The following is a 21268-nucleotide window of genomic DNA, read 5'->3' on the forward strand; positions in this document are numbered from 1 at the left end:
GAGGACTGGCGACAACCGACCCACCTGCGTCATCTATCCGCATTCGTGCGTCTCCCCGTTAGCGGCCGCGGCTCTGCTCAGGCAGCCGCAGTTCGTCAGCCATGCAGCCCGCTCGGCGATCATATTCGAACGACAGTCTAGGACATCAGCCAGCCGCCGATCCGGAATATATTGCGAAAATACTGTGGCCGGCGCCCGACGGTCAGGACATGCCGCTCGCGCGCAAGGCCGACGCCACCGGCTGGAAAAACTCCTCGGTGATGAAATGATCTTGGGCGATGCGGCGGTCGATGTCCGCGGCAAGGTCAGGATCGCGAAAGCGAGGAATGCCGAGTTCTGCGGCGGCTGCAGTGAGATTGTGCGCCCGGACGGAGCGTCCCTTGCACACGAGCCTCGGCACTTGTGTCTCGCCCGGAACATAGCGCAGCCCGACCATCACATCGTCGCCTTCGATGACCAGCGTCGCGCTTTCGATACCTCCCCGCCCTCCCCCATGCGCCAACGATTGCCGCTGACGGCGTAGTGCGGAGCGCACTTCCGGCAGGCCTTCCTGGTCTCTCCGCTCGCGCTTCGCCTCGCTTCGGGTCATCCGCATCTCCCGCATGAACAGTCCGCGCTGCACCAGGACGTCGATAAGGCCGCCCACCATCAGCACGACGATTGCCGCGACGAGGAGCGGTGCCATGACCGCCCCGATCACTGGCCCGAGGCAGGAAAGACCGCATCCTGGCGTGTGAACCAGGGAGTTGAGCGACATCCCGAGGACGAAGACCGAGATCGTGACGAGGAGGGTCGCCTTGACCAGACTCTTTGCTAGCTCGATCAGGTTCTTGAGCGCGAAGGTCCGCTTCAAGCCCTGTGCCGGATGCAAGCGCTCCGCGCGGGGCTTGATAGGATCAAGGCTGAAGACGATCCCCTTGGTGACGGCGACGTTGACGACGACGGACACAAGGACGACGATGGTCGCCCCCCTTGCAAGATGCGGCACGGCGGCTTCGTAGATCATTGTTCCGATTGTGCCCGCAGCCTCCCGAAACGGCTGGCCGCCCGCATCGCCCACGCGCATCACAGCCCCCTGAAGCCGCGCGAAAAGCTCCGGCAACGTCAGCCAGAGATAGAGCAGCATGGACGACAGGCATGCGCCCGCGACCATATCGGCGCTGCGAAAGACCTGTCCCTTTTCGCGCGCCCTCCGCAACTTCCGCTCGCTCGGAGGCAGCGTCCGCTCCTCGGTGCCGCCATCCTCGCTCATCGCAGGAACCGCCCCATTTGGTCCAGGATTCCGGTCAACTCTCCAAGCTGGGTACCGAAGTGATCGAGCAGAAAGGCCGCATAGAGCGGCAGAACCAGGAAGTAGACCAGGTTGCGCGCCGCCATCGAGAGATCGAACACGTTCAACTGCGGTGCGAAACGCGCAATCACCATCAGCGCGAACATCGCGACGAACATGGCCACCAGCATCGGAAACGCCAGAATCAACGCCAACTGCAGCACGTGGACGAGCATGTCGAGCGCCAATAGCCCGCTCTCGGCGCGCAATATCGGGGCGAGCTCAATGACGGGCCAGAGCCTGTAGCTGCCATAAAGAGCTTCGGCGACGCTGCGAAAGCCGTCGGCTGCGACGAACAGCACTACGGCCGCGAGCATGAAAAGCGTGCCGGACGCGGTGGACTCGGTCATGGCGTTGGGATCCTGAAGCTGGGCATCAGGAGCCTGACGCTCGTAGTCCAGCAGATCGCCGGCGACCTCGGCGGCCCAGAACGGGATCCCGAGCAGCAAACCGAGGAGCCCTCCGATGACCGCTTCCTTGAACCCGACCGCGACCAACCGCAATGTTTGCGTGCCGATCGGAGGCAGCACCTCAACAAGTCCAGTCATGACCGGTAGCGAGATCGCGACCACAAAAGCACCACGAATCAAGCCGGTCAGCCCGAGGCGAACAAACACGGGAAAGGTCATGACGAAGGCGCTGGGACGCGCGATGGCGAGCGCCAACGAAAGAAGGTGACGGAAGACGAGATTGGCTCCCGCGTCGATGCTGTCCAACGGCATGAGGTCAAGCCCCATCGCCACTCCGCGCCGCCCATGATCCTCCGGGCACGATGAAGGGAAGGTCCGTCAACGCGTCAGTGAAGGAAAATCCGCGAGGATCTGATCGGTATATTGGATCAGCGGTGCCGCCAGCACTGCGCCGAACACCGCCAGCGTGGCCACGACGGCGATCAGTTTGATCGTCTGCGGCAGCACCTGGTCCTGGATCTGGGTTGCGGCCTGAAGGATTGAAACCAACAGGCCAACAACCATCGCCACACCCAGGGGAGGCATGGCAAAGATGAGAACGACGGTCAGACCCCTGACCAGATGATCGACGATCGTCGCTTGACCCATTGCCTCCCCCATCCATGTCGCAGGCTACCCATAACTCAGCACCAAGCCATGCATCAGCTTGGACCAACCCTCGACCATGACGAACAAGAACAGCTTGAATGGAACGGAGATCGTCGACGGCGGCACCATCGACATGCCAAGGGACATCAAGACCGCGGACACCACGAGATCAATCGCGATGAAGGGGAGATAGAGCAGGAAGCCGATCTCGAAGGCGCGCTTGAGCTCCGAGCTCATGAACGAGGGAACGAGAATGACGAGGTCTTCACTGGATAGCTTGGCCCTGCTGCTGTCGGGCCATAAGCTGCCGGTGGCGGTGACGAAGAAATCCCGCTCCGCGACCGTGGTGAACCGGCTCAAATGCTCGCGAACTGGCTGGGTTGCCCGCTCTGCGGCATCTTTCCAGTCGGCAAAGGTTTGAAACTCGGTGGCCCGATCATTGACGCGCTCGTACACTGCCTGCACCAGCGGTGCGCTGACATAGGCCGTCAGAACCAAGGCAATGGCATAGAGCACGAGGTTCGGAGGCGTCTGCTGCACTCCCAGCGCATTCCGGATCAGGAACAGCACCACGGCGATCTTGACGAACGATGTCATCGTCACGACGGCAAAGGTGACAAGGCCAAGTCCGGCGATGACCGCAAGAACGGCAAACAGGTTGAACTGGGTCACGGCTTCAGCTCATTCGTGATTGAACAATCTCTTGATCCGCACGCCGAGTGCCTCGCCGATCTTGACGATCTCGCCCGAACCGATCCGCCGATTCCCCGCGTGAATCTCGACTGCATGCCGCGGATCCCGACCAAGATTGAAGACATAGCCGGGCGCGATCGTGCGCAACTCGCCGAGAGGTATATCGAGCTGGCCGATCTCAAACAGGAGCTTGATCTGGAGGTCGTCCAGGCTCACCTCGTCTGCGCCGGTATCGACGCTTTCATGTGTCGTCATGTCCACAGCCGTCCAATGATGAAGATCGCCCCTGATCTGATGCAACATGTCCAGCACTGTCGCGTCGCTTCCCTCGAAACGGCATGAGGTCAGACGACGCTCGCCGAAGACGCCGGCGACGCGTCCATCCGGCATCGCGTGTTCGATGATCACGACGTCTCCCGGCCGCAAGCTCGCGAGCAAGCGGGCGCTGATGCGCGTGGCACCAACCCGGAATGCCGCGCAGATCGGAACTCCCGCGGCAGGAGCCGGATCCAATGCTTGAACGTGATCCGCCAAACGGGATTCATAGGGATCTGGTAAGGACAGATCAGCACTGAACGATCGTTCGCCAAGCGTGCCACGACACAGGAGTCCGAGCGGGTCCGGAACGCTGCAATCGAAGGAGGCACGCGTGAGGATGACAGAGAGGCCGAGCGTCTCCTCGATGACATCGAGCACGGCAGCGCAGGCAAATTCTATCAGAAGCAGCAGATCGGGCTCCGCGAGCGTCGTTCGAGGCGGGCCATCAATCGCCTGCAGCGTTGCGTCGATCACCTCGACAGGCAGACTGAGGGCACATGGATCACCACCGATCGTAAAATGCAGACGACACGCCGGCCGGCTCGAAACGCGCGAGGAAGCGGCCGAGAAGGAAAGCCGCAGCGGCAGACCCGCCAACTCGCAGGTGAGTTCAGCCCGTCGCCGACACCAACGACGGGCACGTAGAACATCAGCAATGGATAGCACGTCCGGGTGAAATCCGGCGATTTCACCTTCAGGCGCTCCGCGCCTGCGAGCGGGGAACGGGGCGTTCATGCTTGCCGCCCCGCCGCACTGCCGTCCGAATGAGCCAGCTCCTCCAGCAACGTCTCACGGACCTCGCGACGGCGATGCGATCGCTGCAATAACTCACTCCACTTGCGATGCCTCCGATGGGCTTTCGTAAATTCGAGGCGCAGACCCTGAACTTCGTTATGCGCCTGGGCGAGCGTACGGATGCTCGCAAGGCGCTGCTCGGCAAGCGCAATTGCGAGCCGCTCGAGGCGCCTGAGTTGCGCATCAAGTTCGGTGATCTCCCGCGCGGAAATTGGACGCCCTATCATCTGCTGGTAGATCTGACGTTCGCGTGCGCCACGTGCCGCTGCTTGCAGCGCGACCGCATGATTGATCTGCATCAGTTCTGCAGCCGCTTCGACCTGTGCGGCCACGCCGCGCTGAAGCGCGGAATTCACCCGCCGCTCCCTCTCTCCGAGAACGATCTGCATCCTGCGCATGCGCATGAGCATTGGATCGTGCCTCATGACGCGAGCTGCTCGAGTTGCTGGATCGTGCGATCCCACGGAACGGCCTCGCCGAGGCCCTGCCGCAGAAAGGACTTGATAGCCTCCTGCTTGGCGATCGCCTCGTCGGCGATCGGATCGGATCCGGCCTTGTACTCGCCAACCTGCAGCAGGAACTCGAGCTCCGCATAGCGAGCTATGAGTTCACGCACCCTCATCGCTGCAGCGCGATGGCGGCTCGTCACGATTTGGTCCATGACGCGGCTGAGGCTGGACACGATGTCAATCGCCGGGAAATGCGCCGACTGTGCGAGCTTAGGTGACAACGCGATGTGTCCGTCCAGAATGCTGCGCGTCTCCTCAGCGATCGGATCCGCGGTACCATCTCCCTCAACCAGCACGGTGTAGAATGCAGTGATTGAGCCGGTGACTCCGGGGCCGGACCGCTCGAGCAACTCGGGCAAGGCCGCAAACACCGACGGCGGAAAGCCCCGGCGCGTCGGAGGTTCGCCCGCCGCCAGTCCGATCTCGCGCAATGCCCGCGCAAAGCGTGTGACGCTGTCCTGCACCAGCAGCACGCGCGCGTTGCGATCCCGGAAGTACTCGGCAATCGTCGTGGCGACGTAGGCAGCCGTGACGCGTTCCGTCGGCGGGCGGTCCGACGTTGCGACGATGACGACCGATCGCGCCCGGGCCGCTCCGGCGAGGCAGCGCTCGACCATCTCTCGGACTTCGCGACCACGCTCGCCGATCAGCGCAACCACGCAGACATCGACGTCGGCGTTCTGGACGATCTGGGCGACGAGCGACGATTTGCCTGCACCGGGTTCGCCATAGATGCCAATCCGCTGCCCCTCGCCACAACTGAGCAGACCATCGATCGCCCGGATGCCAAGGGATAATGGGCGGCCAACGAGCCGCCGGGCCAAGGGCGCCGGCGCGGCTCCGCGGACTCCTCGAACCTGGTCGAACTCGGGCCATCCTCGTTCCTGAACGTCGAGAAGGCGCCCGAGCCCGTCGACGACGCGGCCGAGCAGCGCTGGCCCAACCATGATGCCGAGGGCCTGCCTGGTCGAAACGACTTCCGTCCTTGCTGAGAGACCCGCCACGTCTCCGAGGGGGGTCAGCAAGGCGACCCCGCCTTCGATGCCCACGATCTCGGCCCGCAGATCATCCGAGGCGTGGGCAGAGCGGAGCAAACAGATATCGCCAACGCGCGCGTCGGGAACGATCGCCCTGATGAGGGTCCCCGACACCTGAATCACGCGCCCGCGGATCGGCCGCAGTTGCGAACTGGCTGCAGCTCTACGCAACTGCGGCAGGATTCGCGCGAGTCGGTGGGTGGCAGAGCCTGCCGACATCACGGCTGCACCTCCTCGAAACCGGCATGCAGCGCCATGGCGAGCTGCTCCAGTTGAGCGTCAACGGAAACGTCGATCTGTCCGAACTCGCTCCAAAGCATACAGCGCCCCGGTGCAATCTGCGGGTCCGACACGATGGTGAGCCGGTCGCCAACATCCTCCAGCAGCGCGGCCACTCGTCCACGGATGGACTCCATCTCCTGCGGCGCAGTCATCAGCACGATGGCCGTACCAACGCGCATCTCTTCGAGGGCTCTGGTGATCGCTCGCGCGGCGAGATCATTCGGCTCAAAACTGCCAAGGATCTCCCTGACGATCTCGACGACGAGCGTGATCAGTTCGTCTTGCAGATCGGCGACGAAGTCATGGACTGCGACCTTCGTTTCCGCAATCAGGCGGGCCGCCTGCTCAACTCCCGCAAGACGACCATCCTCGAAGCCTCGCATGCGCTGCTCCTCGAACGCGAGCCGGGCCTGCGCGGTGATCTGCTCGCATTGCCGCCGGGCGTCGGCAAGATAGGCAGCCGCCGAAAACCAGGTCTCCGCCTCATCGGCCCGAACCACGGGTCCGAGCGGACGGAACGTGCTGGCGGGCTTGTCACTCTCGACGGCTTTCACGGCACCATCCCATCGGCCAGAACGCGATCAACAATCTCCGGGCCAAGCTGTTGGTGTCGCCGCGAGACCGGGGAGCCCAGCGGCGAGTCGATCGGAAATCGAAGAAGGATGCGGCTGCGCAACGTGGCGGGGAGCTGCCAGATTGCGGCATTGAGACATTGCATCCCATCGCTTCGGATCGCGTCCGCAAGCGAAGATCGATCCAGGGGGCGATCGGATCTGGGCGACAGATCGATATTGGCGAGCGCAACCTTGTGAAGTTGGGGATCGAATTCTCCAAGAACCTCTCGAAGCGTATTCATGAGCACCGTGGAACGAAGTGCGTGGGCATGCCAAACGCCGCCGGCCAGCTCGGCGACGCGCCGTAGCTGCTCGCCGCCAAGAAGGGCAATGCGACTGCGCCTTTCGGCGATGTCGGCTGCCGTGCAGCAATCGATCCCAAAATGCACAACGATCCGCTCAGAGAGATTTCGGTGGAGCCGGTTGCAGGCGAGCATCCGTGCGGCAAGCCCGGGCGGAATGCCCGGTACGCATGCGAGGAATCGCTCAACATGGATGTAGCGCGCCGGCAATCGGCAAAACCCGTCCATATCAATCGCTGGCCGATGACCCACCGGTGCGCCGGGTTCGCTCCCACCGCTGACCTTCGGATCACGCAAGCCAAAGGACGCTCCAGGTTGCACAAGCCTATTCATCTGCCGGCCGACCCCACGTCAATCGCCCTAGGACACGACACGCAGCGGATCACGCACCCGCGTTCCGCCATCCCGACGCAGCGGTACCTTGCGTTGCGCACGTCCCGCGCGCGCCCGGCGCCAGAGCTGGAAAACTCCGATCGATCCGAGCAGTCCCACCCCAGCCGCGGCTGACGCTCCCAAGATGAGCGGACTGCCACGTAGGGCAGATCCGTCGTGAGATAGGACGGATGCCGTCGTCTCGATCGACGTTGAAGGGCTGAGTTCGACGGGCTCTGAACTGCCACGCACGAATACCACGGCCACCTTGTCGTAGGTCAGTCCCTCGACACTGTTGGCAATAAGAGTCTTGATCTGCGGCAGCAGCATGGTGACTTCAGCGCGCGCGTCATGCTTGATGAACACCGACGCCGCCGACGGAACCTGGTCGCGACGCAATGGATCGTTCTTCGGCAGCACCACGTGGACACGAGCCGAGATGACTCCGTCGATCTCCATGATCGTCCTTGCCAACTCTTGATTGAGCGCATGAATCAGCTTGGCTCGCTCCTCTGTCGGAGACGACACGAGACCATTGCTCGAGAACACGCTACCCATGTCCTCGAACTTCGCACGCGGCAACCCGGATGCATTCAGCAGCGTTACGGAGTCGGCAAACCGCTCCTGCTCGACCCTGACAGTGTTGCTGCCGTCCTTTGCCTGGAGACGATCGGCAGCTATGCCGTTGTGCAGCAGAAGAGCTATCATGAGATTGGCCTCTTTCTCGCTCAAGCGGCTATAAAGCTCGCCTTTGCAACCGCTCAACGCGAACGCCAAACCCAGCACGAGCACGACATTCAATCTGCGCCCACGAGCGGCCCGCCAATGCTTGGCCTCAACACGGTCCATTCTCACTGCCCCTTCAAGAAGGTGTTGAAGATCCGGGTCGACTCGGTCGAGATTTTCGACATGAGCGTTGCCTCAATGGCAAACGAGAATGCGTGCTCCAACATTTGCAATGCCTGGCGGCCCGCGTCCGGCTTCTCCGCTCCCGGTCCCGCTCCGTCATTGTTGGAGGATGCCGGACCGGACGCTGCCGGCTCCGGCATGAGGTTGAGTTCGGGGGCGGCATTGTGCTGGACCCGCTCGTACGAGCTCTCCATCCACTCCATCACCTTCCCGCCGAGTTGGTCGACGGCGTGCGCGGGCTCCATCCGCAGCGTGGTGACCGGTCGATGAAGAGCGTCTTGAAACGACTGCTGCGCGGCAGCTCCAGGCTCAACGGCTCCGACACCGACGGCAGCTGTTCCGGAAGCCATGACGCCACCAACCGGCGCAATCGTCGTCATGCCGACGCTCCGTGCCGTCTCAAGACCCCTCGTGCTCTCGTCACTGCTCACTCCAAACAAATAATAATGACTCACAAGGGACAGCCCGACCAACAGTCCTGCACCGCAGATCAGGCAGAGCTTTGCACGGCGCCAAACCGCGCAGAGCATAATATTTTCCTAATATATTCTCCGACGCCCCCGCGGCCCCTGTGGTTGAATGAGATGAGCTGATAGCAACAAGTAACTGTGAGTCATGCTGTGTCGACGCGCGATCAACTACACGGTTGCCACGATTGCTCCGCGACAACGTCGCACGAAAGCCACGTTTTCTCTTGGGGCCACGGGACGTCTCGGGTTCCGGCCCCATTGCGCAGCGGGGCTACGATCGCGACCATCTGGCTGACGCTCTCGGGGACGGCAATCCACACCACGTCCGCGGCCGCAGGTGAACCTGCCTGGCCGACGGAGTCCTACAGGTACACCATCGTCGACCAGGACCTTGGCAACGTTCTTCAGGAATTCGGACGGAATACCGGCCTGCGGTTGGAGGTGAGCCCGGAAGTCCGCGGACGCGTGCGTGGGCCCCTGCCTGAACTCAAAGCCAGAGATTTCATCGAGCATCTATCCCGAAACTACGGACTCGACTGGTATTTCGACGGCTTTCGGATCTATGTCACCAGCAACAAGGAAGCTTCGAGCAGGCTCGTTCAACTCGGTGCCGTGCCGCTCCAGCGTCTCGAAGCCGCGCTTCGCGATCTCGCGCTGTCCGATGCGCGCTTCTCCCTCAGATCGATCAAGCAGGCCGACATGGCCCTGGTCTCCGGTCCCCCGCAATATATCCAAACTGTGGAACGCACGCTCGCGGCACTGAAGCCTCGACCCGACCAGCCATCGTCCGTCACCGTCTATCGCGGAGAGCACGTCCAAGTGGTCAAGCTCAACGCACCGGGCGGCGTGCCATGACGCAAGTCGGCAGGTCCGAAAGTCCTGCCAGAAAAACCGGATGGATCAAAGGAGTGTCAGAATGGCCGTAGAAGCATCGAGCATGACGACGGCGACGGCAACTGCCCCGAGCGGCAGCGACGCGGTCTCGGCCGAGGATCAAGCAAAGTTCGAGGAGGCGTTTCTCAGCGCAATGCCGCAGGCGGCCACGTTCATGCTCATGACTGTTGCCCAGGACGGCATTCAGGAGATGGCATCCGTGGGCGACGAGAACAGTGCAACTCCGGATCCGTGACGGAGCACGGCCAACTCTACGACCCTTCAGGCTCTTTTGCTCAGAACAAGACAAATATGACATCGGAACGCACAACAAGGAGAGAGTTGCATGTCTCGGGTCAGCTCCCACGCGCCATCCTCACGTGAAGTTCACGCCGGTCACATGATGGGTCCGCACGGACACGCATCGTCCTGGACCGGCTTTGCCGGGTTTCAGCCCACGACGCCCGGCGGGTCGCCAGCTCACCGCTGTGATGCGGGGGATTGGTGGCATCCTTCGATGCCGCCCGCTTCGCAGCAGCAAGATTCGCGGACTTCTTCCATAGCATCGGATGTCCTCGGATTGGTCGCGGACGCAAAGACCCCTGCAGACAAGGCGGCCCTGATCTCCGCTGCTATCAGCATCCTCAAGGGCGGAGCGGGCCAGAGCGACGCGCGGAAGAACGACCGGGTTACCAAGATCCTTGGCGACCTGACCCATCAGATCACAAATTCCTCGGGACCCAGCGATCCGGCCAAAGGTCAGTTGCTCGACGGAATTGCGAAGATCCTGAAGCAGCTCGTAACCGCTCCATCCCACCAGCCCGGCGCGAGCAGCTCGGTACTCCACACCCTGAATCAGCTCGTCGACCAAATCTCAGAGGCCAAGTACCTCGACCAGACGACGAAGAACAGCATCCTCGACAAGCTTTCATCGATCATTCAGCAACTCGCGGCTTCGAACTCGGGATCGCCCTGTGACCGCTCCGCGGGACACCTCTCGGCTGACGACGACATCGCGGTCGGAGACGGGTAGGCAACGTGGCCTCATTGTCGCAACGCTGACGAGAGCGATGAGACCAGAACGTTGAAGGGAAGGCGCAAGAGGCGCACCTCACAAGGTGCGCCTTGGGACGGGATCCAAGCCGCCGCTTCAACCGAGAGGTGATCAGCATGAACAACGCAAACGATCACTTCCCGGCTGGAGGGCATTCCCCGACAGCCCTATCCTCAACGTAACGCAAACATAGAGAGATACCGCAATGTCCCATTCAACAAGCTCCGTTTCTTCGACGACGTCATCGAACTCGAGCATCGATGACGCCATCGCGAAGATGAAGACTGCCTTCGACGAAGCGATCAAGACCAATGCCGAGATCACGACCAAGAAGACGCACTGGGGATCGATCGAGACCGTCGCGCAGCAGCGTCCGAACGTCGGCTGATCCGGCTATCGCGTCCGACAGCTACCAACCGCTGACGGCACGGGGCGTTCGTACCGAGCGCTCCGCTGCCAACATGGCTGCCAGGTCTTGATGCAGAGGGAGAGAATGCCGGCATCACCGTCCCCATTCGAGCTCGCGATCCGATCGGGCCTTCATGCCGGCGTCCGGCAAGAACTCGACGCCGGGACCTATCTGTTGGGTCATTCGATGGACGCCGACGTCGTTCTCATGGATGACTGTCTTGCTCCCTTGCACGCGCGGCTTGCGCTCGAGGCGGACTGTTGCGAAGTCGAAAGCACCGCAGATGGCGTTCTGCTGAACGGCACCCTGCTCGGTGCCGGCGAGGCACGAATCAGTCGTTATCCGGCCGATATCGTTCTGAACGGAATTCAGCTCCGCTGCACCCGCAAGCGAAGAACGATCGGTTTGAGCTTCTTGAGGTATGGACTAGGTACCGCCGCGATCCTGGTCTGCCTGGCCCTGCTTCTGCAGGGATTTCCCGCCGACGCAGACAAGGTCACCGGCGATGGCGTCTATGCCACGGCTGAGTGGCCGAGATCCCCCGGCTGCGTCTCCGACTGTTCCACCAAATATCCGAGCAAGCACGCCGCCGCTTCGCCCGCCCCTACGCTTGCGCCCGCATCTCTGCCTGGGCAGGGCAGAACGGGACGAACCGGCGCAGGGCCCGGGGCGCCGGCGGCGGATTTGAATGGCGCGGCGGACGCGCTGCGCCAGCGATTGGCGGCTGCCGGCCTCACGACCGTGGAGATTGTCAGCGACTCGAGCGCCATCACGGCGAGAGGAAACATTGACTCCGCGGCGCTCGGCAAGTGGCGTGACATCGAGCGATGGTTCGACGGCACGTTCGGCATTGCGATCGTATTGACGAGCCAGGTGGAGGCGAAATCTGCATCGCCCAGCACCCCTTTGACGGTTCAGGCGATCTGGGCCGGAGCTGGGCCGTACGTCATTGATGGACGCGGTCAGAAACTATTCGCAGGCGCCGTTATCAACGACGGTTGGATCGTCGATCGAATCGAACAGAACCGGGTCGTGTTGCGTCGGGGCGCCGACCTGCTCGCCGTGAGCTTGTAAGACGATGCCCCTCTGCGCCTCGATCAACGTGACAAAGGTCTTGATCCTCTTTGGAGGGGACCGCAGACCATGACGGCCATTGTCGAGAGCTTGACCCGCTGGTCGAACGACAAGCGTGAGCTTCTCGTCGTGATCCTGATCATCACCACGATCATGGCGATGATCCTGCCGATTCCGACGGCGCTCGTCGACGTCATGGTGTCCGTCAACATCGGCGTATCGATTCTGCTGCTGATGGTGGCATTCTACTTGAACGCCGCGGTGGAGTTCTCCGCGCTTCCGGCAATCATCCTCATCTCCACGGTGTTCCGGCTCTCCATTTCCATCACCATCACGCGCCTGGTGCTCAGCCAGGCCGATGCGGGGTCCATCGTTCAGACCTTTGGCGAGTTCGTCGTTTCCAGCAACGTCGTGGTTGGGCTCGTGGTGTTCCTGATCATCACGATCGTCCAGTTCGTCGTCATCACCAAAGGATCTGAACGGGTCGCCGAAGTTGCCGCCCGATTCACGCTCGATGCGCTGCCGGGTAAGCAAATGAGCATCGATGCCGACCTCCGCAACGGCGACATCAACCAGGCCGAGGCCCGGCGCCGCCGACGGCGGCTGGAGCGCGAGAGCCAGCTGTACGGAGCGATGGACGGCGCCATGAAGTTCGTCAAAGGTGATGCGATCGCCGGTCTCATCATCATCGCCGTCAACCTCGTTGGCGGCATTGTGGTCGGCACCGTGCAGCACAGGCTGCGTATTGGCGAAGCGATCCAGCTCTACTCGCTGTTGACGATCGGCGACGGCCTAGTCTCCCAAGTCCCCGCGCTGTTCGTGTCGATGGCGGCGGGAACGGTCGTGACCCGGGTTGCGACAGAAGCGGCGAGCAATCTTGGCTCCGAGATCATGGAGCAGATCACGTCGCAGCCGCAATCCCTGCAACTGGCCGGTCTCATGATGCTGGGGTTGGCCTTCGTACCGGGTTTTCCGGCGCCGATTTTCCTTTTTATGGCGACGGTGTTCGGCGGCTCCGGCCTCGCGATGCTCTTGGCTCGGCGGCGCGCACATCGAACCTCCGGCACGGCGCTACCGTCCGACCCGTCAGAGCCCACGAGAAGTTCGCGGATCGCGATCCCGGCGACCAGGTCTGCGCCGATCATGATCCTCGCGGAAGCCGCCTTGTGCGATGAACTCCGGCGAGCCGGTATCCATGATCGGATCAGGCGGACACGACAGGACGTGGCCGACTGGCTCGGATGCGCTTGTCCCGGGGCCGCGCTCGACGAAAGCAGCGCCCTGGCGCCCGGTCATTTCAGGATCGAGCTGCATGGCGTGCCTCTTCTGCTCTCGTCCGGAGAGCTGGATCAGCCGGCAACCGGAACGGCTGGGGCGCCGGCCATGTCCGCAGTGGATGCCGAGCTCCGGCGTGTTCTCGTCCGCTATGCCCCCGAGTTCCTCGGCATACAGGAGACCAAGCGCCTGCTCAACCAGTTGGAGGCCGACTACGCCGACCTGGTGCGCGAGGCCTTGCGCGTGGTTCCTACACAGCGCATCACCGATGTCCTTCGCCGTCTGCTCGACGAGCGGGTCTCCATCCGCAATCTGCGGCTGATCCTGGAGACGCTGGCCGAGTGGGGCATGCGGGAGCAGAGCAGCATCATGCTGGTCGAACACGTGCGGCTGGCGCTGCGCCGGCAAATCTGCTTCGAATGTTCAGGCATTGATCGGACCTTGCGCTGCTTCGTGCTTGATCGACAGACAGAGGAAGCGATCCGTGTGGCCGTGCACGCTCTTGATGAAAACACTCAGACGTCTCTCGATCCGGCCGTCAGCACGCGCCTGCTTGATGCGTTGATCCGGCAGCTTCCCGCTGTCGATCATCTTGCCGCATCGCCGAGTATCGTACTGGCCTCCGCCGACCTGCGCCGGGTGGTCTGGACTCTGCTCGCGCCGTCCGGTCTCAACGTGGTTGTGCTCTCTTATCAAGAAATCTCAAAGGACTTTCGGCTCGAGCCGATTGCCGTCCTTGGGTTGGATGAATCACGCGAGCAGGCTGAACCTTCCCCGATCCCGGCGATGCAATGAACCCAACCGACCCGCGACGACACCTGCGAGGCTTGGAGAATTGAACTAGAGGACAGTGCAATATCCGTAGGAAGTACATGCGTAGCTCTGAAGGCCGGGAAACCGCGTCCAATAATTTTCTGAAAACAAGCGCCCATGGGTGTGGGCTAATGGCGTTGACTGGCATCATCGCCGGTCTGCTCTGCACGTGTTCGTCGCTGAGCCCGGACGTTGGCGGACCGGTGCCGGCGCCCGCGCCCGCACGCGTCTCGGTTGAGGGTCGTAGTCTGCCGGCGTCCACGACAACCGCAGCAGGTCCCGCCGACCGGGTCGCCGGGATCGAAGACAAGGACGATCGCATCAGGAAAGCGCGAAGCGAGCTCGCCAGACATCAAGCCGAGCCCGCTCTGGCAATCTTTACCAGCGTGCTCACCACGGATCCCGAGAACATTCCGGCCCTCAACGGCCTGGGAGTGGCTCTCGACATGCTCGGCCGCCATGACGAAGCTCAGGACGCCTATCGTCAGGTGCTCGCAATCGCTCCCGCCGACATGATCGCAGGCAACAATCTGGGCCTGTCACTCACCTTGGCGGGCCGGTACGCCGACGCGATGACGGTCCTGCGGCCGATCGCGCTCGGTGAGAGCGCGTCGCCTCGTGCACGCCAGAACCTCGTGATAGCTATGGCGCTGAGCGGCGATCGCGATGGCGCCGCCAAGCTTGCGCGGGTCGATCTTCGGGAAGAGGACGTGAGGCTCAATCTCGAGATGCTCTCGGCGATGCGGCGCTGACGATGGTACCGTTTCGAACTTCGCCATCCGCCTGGCTGACCTCGATCGTGGTGGTCCTGACGATGCTGGTTCATTGCGCGCCGGCATCATCCAACGCGCGGCAACAGGTGCGGATCTACGTGTCTCAGGGCGAGATGCTGACCTTGCCCCGTCCGGCTTCCAAGGTGTTTGTTGCCGAGCCGGCTGTTGCGGACGTGCAGGTCGCAGCCGCCGACCGCGTCTTCGTTTTCGGCAAAAAGCCCGGCCGCACGACGCTCTTCGCGCTCGACGATTCCGGCGCGACCGTCGCGACGTTCCGGATTGCGATCGCCTACGACGAGAGTGATCTACGGCAGCTGCTGCGAGCTCAATTCGCAGACCTCGACGTCAGGCTGTCGCGGACGCCGCGCGGCGCTGTTCTGAGTGGGCTGGTGCCCAACGCCGACATGGCCGAGAAGGTCCGCTCCACCTGCGCGCAGTTCCTCGGCGCGGACGAGATGCTGATCAATCAGTTGAAGATCAGCGGGAGCACGCAGGTGAACCTGCGGGTCCGTATTGCCGAAGTCTCGCGCAACGCGGTGAAGCAACTCGGGGTCAACTGGGAGACAGCAGGCTCGGCCGGTGGCTTCAGCTTTGGGCTCTCGTCGGCGGCCTCAGGCAGGATCAACACGCCGGCGAATGGCAGCTACAGCGTGACTGCCATCGTGGATGCGCTCGCTCAGGAGGGATTGGTCTCGATCCTGGCAGAACCCACGCTCACTGCTGTTTCGGGCCAGAAGGCGAACTTCCTGGCCGGCGGCGAATTTCCGATCCCCGTCGCCCAAGGGCTCGACCGCGTCTCGATCGATTTTCGCCGCTACGGCGTGGGACTGGAGTTCACACCGACAGTGCTCTCCGATCGTCTGATCAACCTGCAGGTCAAGCCGGAGGTCAGCGAACTGTCGAACGAAGGCGCCCTGATCATGAACGGCGCCCGCGTCCCGAGCCTGATTACCCGGCGGGCGGAGACCACAGTCGAGCTCGGCAGCGGGCAGAGCTTCGTGATCGCCGGACTGCTGCAGAACAAGTTCAACACCGGCCTGGACATGCTGCCGGGGCTGGGCGACCTGCCGGTGCTAGGCGCTCTGTTCAGGTCGACACAGTTCCGGAAGAACGAATCCGAACTGATCATCATCGTCACGCCGACGATCGTTCGCCCAATCAGCGAATCGGCGCGCATACCTGTCCCTACCGACTTCGTCGGCCCACCTTCCGAGCTTGAGCGCATCATATTCGGCCGTCTCGGAACGACCCGCCCCGGGGCGGGCCCGATCGAGGTGCCGGTGCCGGGCCGGAAATTGCGTGGCGATGCCGGCTTCCTGATCGAATGACCGTCCTGCAAGGAGCGATAGATATGGCACCGATCAGAAGCGGCTTGGCCATCGCCCTCGCGGTGCTGGCTGCAGGCTGCGCTGTGGACCGGACGGGACCGTCACCGCAGCTCGCCAGTGGGACCGTTCATTACGTCTACGACGTACCTGCAGGACGCTGTCATGCGGCCAGTTCCGGCGTGGAACACTTCGTGGCCGCGACGGCGAATGGCCGCCCTGAAAGCATTCGTGCCTGGATCGAAGGACCGCCGGGACCATGCACGGCAGCGATCGAGCACTCCATCCTCCGCGCCGGCGTCAATCGTTTCCACATCAGGCACGACGTTGCAGCGGCAATGCACCACGCGACGCGCGTTCACATCGAGCGCCTGCTCATCGGCTCCGTTCACTGCTACCTCTCGGACGGCTTCAATCGCGGCATATTCGCGGAAAATACTTCCGATCCGGCCCTCGGCTGCAGCACCGCTGCAGCGCTGGGCGGCATGGTTGCGGATCCCGAGGATCTTCACGCCGGAAAAGGACGGAGCCGCGCGGAAGGGGAGCCGGCCACCCGCGCGGTCGCCAATATGCGCGGGGAGCAACCGACCCGTGCTGAACCAACCGGCGAGGACCACCGGCAGACCGCGGCTCACCCCGCACAATGATTGTTCAAGCCGGAGAGCTTTGCCGGTGCGATCCCAGATCAGGTAATCCCGATCTTCGGAATCCGCGGCCTCCACAATTTTTTGTAATCTTGACCACGACGTTGATTTGGGCGCGATCTCTCGCGTAAGCGCCACGTCAGCAGGCGGAAGAAAATCGGCGCGGTCTTTCGGACAGGAACGTCGCTATTGTTGCAGACAAATTCGATCGGCTTCAGGAAGATAGCGTACAATAGCGGGCCCTATGGTGTTTTTCGGATAGGCGCGTCACCTCGCTCCGAAGGCAAACACGGGGGAGGTCAGAACATCCGTTGCCGCAAGGCGAGCCGGACGAACCATCCGAGCGTGCGATAGATTTCAAGCTCGGTGTCGACGAGCGGCAGAATTCTGCGCAGGTAGATCGAGGCCATATGCAGGGCAGCGATTGGTTGCGCCATCTTCCAGGCCTGCAGCGCGACGCCTCGGCCCAGCCGCTGTTGCCAGGGCTCGAGATAGGCATCACGCATATGGTTGCGCAGGCGTGGATCGCGCGACATCGGCACCGCGATGCCCTCCGCCATCAGCAATGGCAGCGTGCTGAAGAACGGGCATCCGATGGTCGCATCCGACCAGTCGAGGAACCGGGCGTTGTTCTTGCCGGAAAGGATGTTGGGCGCCCACAAGTCACCATGGTCGATCGAGACCGGGAGGTTGGCGACATTCAGTTCGGCGATCAGTCCGCTCAGCCGCGGCCAGGCGTGATGCAGGCGTTGCAAATGATGATCGCTCAGGCCGGCCAGCGTACGGGTGACGCGCATGGGCTCATCGCGCAGAGCGCCAATGTCGGCTTCGATATCGGTGAGATCAAGCGGTGGAATCCCGCGCGCGATGAAACGGTCCACCGCACCGCTCGCATCCAGCTGCAGGCGTCCGAACTGCGCGGCGGCTTCGATCCAGGCGGACGGCGCGCGACGGGCCTCCAGCGTCGGCTCGGAATAGGCATCCATCAGGAACCCCGAGCCGGCCCGATAGCGCGCCACCAGATGCGGGACATGATCCGGCGCGATCCGCATCAACAGGTCGATCACGTCGGCCTCGACATTGAGCGGCGCCGGCGAACATTTGAAATACCAGGTCGCACGCTCCGCTGTGACGCGGGCGAGCCAGGCGATCTCCCAGCTCCGCAGCTGCTCGACCCGGAGCACCCGCCCTGCACCCAGGCGATCCGCGGTCTGCTCCAGCCACCGGACCGCGGCCGCTGCAAAGCCCGCCTTCCACCACGGCCGGTTACCCGCGCGCGGTCGCATCGCGTGCCCGAGATCGAACAGTTCGCCGCGCGGCGAGACTGCGAACGGCGTGATGTCCGCGCGGTCGATGATGCGATAGGCACGGGAGGCGCGCTCGAGCGGGCCGGCAGCTTCGAGCAGATGGATCTGGCTGCGCGTGTCCCGGCCTCGTGGGTCGGTATGACGCCGCAGACAGCGCAGCATATAGACCGGCAGCCGGAGCTGCCGCTGGACCAGAGCGATGAATTCGGCGACTTCACCGGACGCGACGGCGGGCGCACGGATCTCCGGCAACGCCCCGGTGTTGCGATCGACCAGCAGGCGGCGGCCGGATGGGTCGACAACAGCGATCAAATGCGCGATCTTCACGGCTTGTTCCAGTGCCGGGCGCTGCCACGATATGTGCGGAAGATCATCTGGACAATTCCGCTTCGGCGACCGGACGTCGCGGCGCGGCAGGCCTCATACGAGCTGGATGCCATGGCTGCTGACGAGCTCGGACACACGGTTCCGGTAGTCGAACGCCTGCTCGATCGTGACGGCGGGACAGCACCCGCGCATGAAATCCAGCAGCAGCTCATCGGTGTCGATCATGTCCTCTTCGGCGTACTTGCCCTGCACCGACCGCAGATAGTCGTAGTCGACCTCCAGGCCCAGCCTGCCCGCGGCGTCGCGAGCGGAGCTTGGCATGCGCAGGTAGTCGAACGCCAGCGATCCCGGGTTGGGATACAGCAGGTTGACGGTGATTTCCATGAAGGCCTGCGCGTGGCGCTGCAGGCAGTCGTCCAGAATCCTGAAATTCGTCTCCATGATGTCCGGCGTGATCCCGAGATGCGTGACGATCAGCCCGGCACCGATCCGGGCGCCGCGCTGAGCCGCGCACGCGACCGCTTCGAGATTGTGCTCAAGCATGTCCTGCGAGCCGTTGCGGCTGGCGGAAATCCCCTTGTTCATCGCCCGGAGCGAGATCGTCGAGAAGGCCTCCAGGCCGATCCAGAACGTGTCGTAGTTCAACTGCTCCATCATCAGGTCGATGCGATGCAGCTTGTTGGCCTTGAAGGCGTCGGCGCGGGCGTAGCACAGAAAGCGCGGGCGATCGTCGCGGTGCATGTCGCGATACCAGTCCGGAACCCGCTCGGCCATCCGGTTCAGCAGCGGCCAGAACGTCAGCGGCAACTCGTCGGTCGTGACAAAGAAGTAGTTGTAGCCCTGCTCGACGGCGCTGCGGATGATGGCCCAGGCGCGCTCCGCATCGGCGCCGATCATGGCCCTGCTGCCGGGATTGATGGCGCAGAAGTCGCATGCGTTCAGGGGGACGCCGTAATCGTTTCGCCGGCCGCCGAACTTCAGGCACCCCCGCGCGAACTCGATGGTCACACCGCGCGCGCCGCGAGCAGCGAGCGACGGCATGCTGCGATGCTGCTCGGCCAGATAGCGCGCGTCATGGTCGAACGGCCCGCGGGTGAGCGAGTAGTCGACCATCGGGAGCCGGTTAAACTCCTCGGGATCCTCTTCGTTTCTGGCGATCCTGCCGTTGTTGGCCGGATCGCGAAACACCAGCCCGGGGTAACGGCCGAGATCGACGACGCGGCGCTCGGCAAGGTCGGCCATCAAGCGGCTGAAGCCCTCGACGACATCATTGCCGTAGAAACCATAGTCGAACGCGGCACGGCGCCGCATCGCGATCCGCCAGATCGCCGAGAAGCCGTCATTGCCGAGCACGGTATGAATGTTGGGATCGAGCCGCTTGACGCGCTCGGCAATCCGGGCGGAGGCGACATAATTGGCGGTGTAGATGCTGAAGCAGACCGCAAACAGCCGCGGCGCATGCGCTTCCAGATAGGATATCAGCTCGTCGTTGCCGGTGACCGACGCGTCGAAATATGTCACCTGATGGCTGAGGCCGCGTGCGGCGAGCTCCGTGCGCAAGGCCGTGCCGAGGGTCAGCAGACCGAGATTTGGAAAGGCGTTGGCCTGGTAGGGCTCGGCGGCCTCGTCGAACAGCGTCGAGGCGCTGTCGGCGGCATTGATCAGGACGATCTCTTTCGTCGCAAGCGATCGGACAGGCGCATCCATCACGGCGCCCTCTATCTACCGAGCAGGTAGGCGAAGATCAGTGGGGCGACGATCGTGGCGTCGGACTCGATGACATATTGCGGGCAATCGCCCGCGATCTTGCCCCAAGTGATCTTCTCGTTCGGAACCGCGCCGCTATAGGAGCCGTAGCTCGTCGTGGAGTCGCTGATCTGGCAGAAGTACTTCCACTCCGGGACGTGCTCCTCCAGGTCCTGCCGGATCATGGGAACGACGCAGATGGCGAAATCGCCGGCGATGCCGCCGCCGATCTGGAAGAAGCCCATCGGATGCCGGGCCGATCCCTCGCGATACCAGTTGGCGAGCTCCAGCAGATAGTCGATCCCGCCCCGCATCGCCGCCGGCGACATTTCGCCTCGGATACACAGCGACGTGAAGATGCTTCCGAGCGTCGAATCCTCCCACCCCGGAACGAACAGCGGCAGCGAGCGCTCGCAGGCCGCGACAAGCCAGCTGTGCTCCAGGGGAATCTGATAGTGCTCCTTGAGCCGGCCGCTGCGGATCAGCTCATAGCAGAATTGATGCGGCAGCTTCGGCTTCCCCTCCTGCTTCGCATCGCGCCAATGCGTCTCGATCAAATGCTGGATTTTTCGGATCGCGTAGTCTTCCGGGATGCAGGTGTCCGTGACCCGGTTCAGCCCGCGCTCGAGCAGCTCGACCTCCTGCTGCTTCGACAGATAGCGATAGCCGGGCACGCGAACGTAGCGGTCATGGGCGACGAGATTGAACAGGTCCTCCTCGAGATTCGCCCCAGTGCAGGTGATCGCATGCACCTTGCCGGCCCGGATCATCTCCGCGAGCGACAGACCGAGTTCCGCCGTGCTCATGGCTCCGGCGAGCGTCAGCATCATCCGCCCACCGGCGTTCAGGAATGTCTCGTATCCCTGCGCCGCGTCCTTCAGGGTGGCGGCATTGAAATGGCGAAAGTGGTGATCGATGAACGCACGGATCTCGGCCGCCATGTGTCCCCCTCTCGCCGG

The 21268-nt window shown here is 63.0% G+C and carries 23 protein-coding genes; 9 read left to right on the top strand and 14 right to left on the bottom strand.

Features of this window, described 5'->3' with window-relative positions:
- Positions 1–202: 202 nt before the first annotated feature.
- From S58_RS35365 to S58_RS35415, 11 genes are all read right to left on the bottom strand, one after another.
- Positions 203–1252, bottom strand: a complete 1050-nt coding sequence (locus S58_RS35365; RefSeq protein ID WP_015670251.1) for an EscU/YscU/HrcU family type III secretion system export apparatus switch protein — start codon at positions 1250–1252, stop codon at positions 203–205.
- Positions 1249–2067 (bottom strand): type III secretion system export apparatus subunit SctT, encoded by an 819-nt coding sequence (sctT, locus tag S58_RS35370; RefSeq protein ID WP_052351237.1) that lies wholly within the window; start codon positions 2065–2067, stop codon positions 1249–1251. The genes S58_RS35365 and sctT overlap by 4 nt, the downstream gene beginning before the upstream one ends.
- A 51-nt stretch (positions 2068–2118) precedes the next feature.
- Entirely contained in the window at positions 2119–2388 is a 270-nt protein-coding gene (sctS, locus tag S58_RS35375; protein WP_042340448.1) for a type III secretion system export apparatus subunit SctS, read from the bottom strand.
- Between the two features lie 24 nt (positions 2389–2412).
- Positions 2413–3060: a type III secretion system export apparatus subunit SctR gene (gene sctR, locus S58_RS35380; RefSeq protein ID WP_015670254.1), complete on the bottom strand. Its 648-nt coding sequence runs from the start codon at positions 3058–3060 to the stop codon at positions 2413–2415.
- 9 nt (positions 3061–3069) lie between these two features.
- Positions 3070–4134 carry a type III secretion system cytoplasmic ring protein SctQ gene (gene sctQ / locus S58_RS35385; protein WP_083938756.1) on the bottom strand — a complete coding sequence of 355 codons (1065 nt, stop codon included), beginning with the start codon at positions 4132–4134 and terminating at the stop codon, positions 3070–3072.
- Positions 4131–4583, bottom strand: a complete 453-nt coding sequence (locus S58_RS35390) for a hypothetical protein (protein WP_160167626.1) — start codon at positions 4581–4583, stop codon at positions 4131–4133. The genes sctQ and S58_RS35390 overlap by 4 nt, the downstream gene beginning before the upstream one ends.
- A gap of 32 nt (positions 4584–4615) precedes the next feature.
- Positions 4616–5959: a FliI/YscN family ATPase gene (locus tag S58_RS35395; protein WP_015670257.1), complete on the bottom strand. Its 1344-nt coding sequence runs from the start codon at positions 5957–5959 to the stop codon at positions 4616–4618.
- On the bottom strand, positions 5959–6576 hold the full coding sequence (gene sctL / locus S58_RS35400) for a type III secretion system stator protein SctL (RefSeq protein WP_015670258.1): 618 nt from the start codon (positions 6574–6576) through the stop codon (positions 5959–5961). Before sctL ends, S58_RS35395 begins: the two co-directional genes overlap by 1 nt.
- Complete coding sequence (locus tag S58_RS35405) at positions 6573–7235, bottom strand: SctK family type III secretion system sorting platform protein (protein ID WP_015670259.1); 663 nt, start codon at positions 7233–7235, stop codon at positions 6573–6575. Before S58_RS35405 ends, sctL begins: the two co-directional genes overlap by 4 nt.
- A gap of 63 nt (positions 7236–7298) precedes the next feature.
- Positions 7299–8159 (bottom strand): type III secretion system inner membrane ring lipoprotein SctJ, encoded by an 861-nt coding sequence (gene sctJ, locus S58_RS35410; protein WP_015670260.1) that lies wholly within the window; start codon positions 8157–8159, stop codon positions 7299–7301.
- Positions 8160–8161: 2 nt separating this feature from the next.
- Entirely contained in the window at positions 8162–8599 is a 438-nt protein-coding gene (locus S58_RS35415) for a hypothetical protein (protein WP_144058454.1), read from the bottom strand.
- 348 nt (positions 8600–8947) lie between these two features.
- Between S58_RS35415 and S58_RS35420 the strand changes: the two genes are divergently transcribed.
- From S58_RS35420 to S58_RS35455, 9 genes are all read left to right on the top strand, one after another.
- Positions 8948–9544: a hypothetical protein gene (locus S58_RS35420; RefSeq protein ID WP_015670262.1), complete on the top strand. Its 597-nt coding sequence runs from the start codon at positions 8948–8950 to the stop codon at positions 9542–9544.
- A 61-nt stretch (positions 9545–9605) separates the two neighbouring features.
- The gene (locus S58_RS35425; RefSeq protein ID WP_015670263.1) at positions 9606–9818 is read left to right on the top strand and encodes a hypothetical protein; all 213 of its coding nucleotides are present in this window, start codon (positions 9606–9608) and stop codon (positions 9816–9818) included.
- A 324-nt stretch (positions 9819–10142) separates the two neighbouring features.
- Positions 10143–10595 (top strand): hypothetical protein, encoded by a 453-nt coding sequence (locus tag S58_RS35430; protein ID WP_015670264.1) that lies wholly within the window; start codon positions 10143–10145, stop codon positions 10593–10595.
- A 226-nt stretch (positions 10596–10821) separates the two neighbouring features.
- A complete protein-coding gene (locus S58_RS38060) occupies positions 10822–11004 on the top strand; it encodes a hypothetical protein (RefSeq protein ID WP_015670265.1) in 183 nt (60 codons plus the stop codon).
- A 105-nt stretch (positions 11005–11109) separates the two neighbouring features.
- Positions 11110–12099, top strand: a complete 990-nt coding sequence (locus S58_RS35435; RefSeq protein WP_015670266.1) for a SctD/MshK family protein — start codon at positions 11110–11112, stop codon at positions 12097–12099.
- A gap of 69 nt (positions 12100–12168) precedes the next feature.
- The gene (locus tag S58_RS35440) at positions 12169–14169 is read left to right on the top strand and encodes a flagellar biosynthesis protein FlhA (RefSeq protein WP_015670267.1); all 2001 of its coding nucleotides are present in this window, start codon (positions 12169–12171) and stop codon (positions 14167–14169) included.
- A gap of 77 nt (positions 14170–14246) precedes the next feature.
- Positions 14247–14939, top strand: a complete 693-nt coding sequence (locus S58_RS35920) for a tetratricopeptide repeat protein (protein WP_015670268.1) — start codon at positions 14247–14249, stop codon at positions 14937–14939.
- A gap of 2 nt (positions 14940–14941) precedes the next feature.
- Positions 14942–16288: a type II and III secretion system protein family protein gene (locus S58_RS35450; RefSeq protein WP_015670269.1), complete on the top strand. Its 1347-nt coding sequence runs from the start codon at positions 14942–14944 to the stop codon at positions 16286–16288.
- A gap of 23 nt (positions 16289–16311) precedes the next feature.
- Entirely contained in the window at positions 16312–16932 is a 621-nt protein-coding gene (locus S58_RS35455) for a hypothetical protein (RefSeq protein ID WP_015670270.1), read from the top strand.
- 296 nt (positions 16933–17228) lie between these two features.
- Here S58_RS35455 and S58_RS35460 read toward each other — a convergent pair whose 3' ends face one another.
- From S58_RS35460 to S58_RS35470, 3 genes are all read right to left on the bottom strand, one after another.
- On the bottom strand, positions 17229–18563 hold the full coding sequence (locus tag S58_RS35460) for a hypothetical protein (RefSeq protein WP_042340454.1): 1335 nt from the start codon (positions 18561–18563) through the stop codon (positions 17229–17231).
- Between the two features lie 93 nt (positions 18564–18656).
- Positions 18657–20270, bottom strand: a complete 1614-nt coding sequence (locus S58_RS35465; protein WP_015670272.1) for a B12-binding domain-containing radical SAM protein — start codon at positions 20268–20270, stop codon at positions 18657–18659.
- Between the two features lie 11 nt (positions 20271–20281).
- Entirely contained in the window at positions 20282–21250 is a 969-nt protein-coding gene (locus tag S58_RS35470; protein ID WP_015670273.1) for a deoxyhypusine synthase family protein, read from the bottom strand.
- Positions 21251–21268: the final 18 nt, after the last annotated feature.

It is taken from the genome of Bradyrhizobium oligotrophicum S58, from assembly GCF_000344805.1.
GTDB classification, from domain to species: Bacteria; Pseudomonadota; Alphaproteobacteria; order Rhizobiales; family Xanthobacteraceae; genus Bradyrhizobium; species Bradyrhizobium oligotrophicum.

Bases quoted from the DNA above. Each gene is read 5' to 3' on its own strand.
- S58_RS35365 (WP_015670251.1), bottom strand. From the start codon at position 1,252: ATGAGCGAGGATGGCGGCACCGAGGAGCGGACGCTGCCTCCGAGCGAG.
- sctT (WP_052351237.1), bottom strand. From the start codon at position 2,067: ATGGGGCTTGACCTCATGCCGTTGGACAGCATCGACGCGGGAGCCAAT.
- sctS (WP_042340448.1), bottom strand. From the start codon at position 2,388: ATGGGTCAAGCGACGATCGTCGATCATCTGGTCAGGGGTCTGACCGTC.
- sctQ (WP_083938756.1), bottom strand. From the start codon at position 4,134: ATGAACGCCCCGTTCCCCGCTCGCAGGCGCGGAGCGCCTGAAGGTGAA.
- S58_RS35390 (WP_160167626.1), bottom strand. From the start codon at position 4,583: ATGCAGATCGTTCTCGGAGAGAGGGAGCGGCGGGTGAATTCCGCGCTT.
- S58_RS35395 (WP_015670257.1), bottom strand. From the start codon at position 5,959: ATGTCGGCAGGCTCTGCCACCCACCGACTCGCGCGAATCCTGCCGCAG.
- sctJ (WP_015670260.1), bottom strand. From the start codon at position 8,159: ATGGACCGTGTTGAGGCCAAGCATTGGCGGGCCGCTCGTGGGCGCAGA.
- S58_RS35415 (WP_144058454.1), bottom strand. From the start codon at position 8,599: ATGACGACGATTGCGCCGGTTGGTGGCGTCATGGCTTCCGGAACAGCT.
- S58_RS35425 (WP_015670263.1), top strand. From the start codon at position 9,606: ATGGCCGTAGAAGCATCGAGCATGACGACGGCGACGGCAACTGCCCCG.
- S58_RS38060 (WP_015670265.1), top strand. From the start codon at position 10,822: ATGTCCCATTCAACAAGCTCCGTTTCTTCGACGACGTCATCGAACTCG.
- S58_RS35435 (WP_015670266.1), top strand. From the start codon at position 11,110: ATGCCGGCATCACCGTCCCCATTCGAGCTCGCGATCCGATCGGGCCTT.
- S58_RS35440 (WP_015670267.1), top strand. From the start codon at position 12,169: ATGACGGCCATTGTCGAGAGCTTGACCCGCTGGTCGAACGACAAGCGT.
- S58_RS35920 (WP_015670268.1), top strand. From the start codon at position 14,247: ATGCGTAGCTCTGAAGGCCGGGAAACCGCGTCCAATAATTTTCTGAAA.
- S58_RS35450 (WP_015670269.1), top strand. From the start codon at position 14,942: ATGGTACCGTTTCGAACTTCGCCATCCGCCTGGCTGACCTCGATCGTG.
- S58_RS35455 (WP_015670270.1), top strand. From the start codon at position 16,312: ATGGCACCGATCAGAAGCGGCTTGGCCATCGCCCTCGCGGTGCTGGCT.
- S58_RS35465 (WP_015670272.1), bottom strand. From the start codon at position 20,270: ATGGATGCGCCTGTCCGATCGCTTGCGACGAAAGAGATCGTCCTGATC.
- S58_RS35470 (WP_015670273.1), bottom strand. From the start codon at position 21,250: ATGGCGGCCGAGATCCGTGCGTTCATCGATCACCACTTTCGCCATTTC.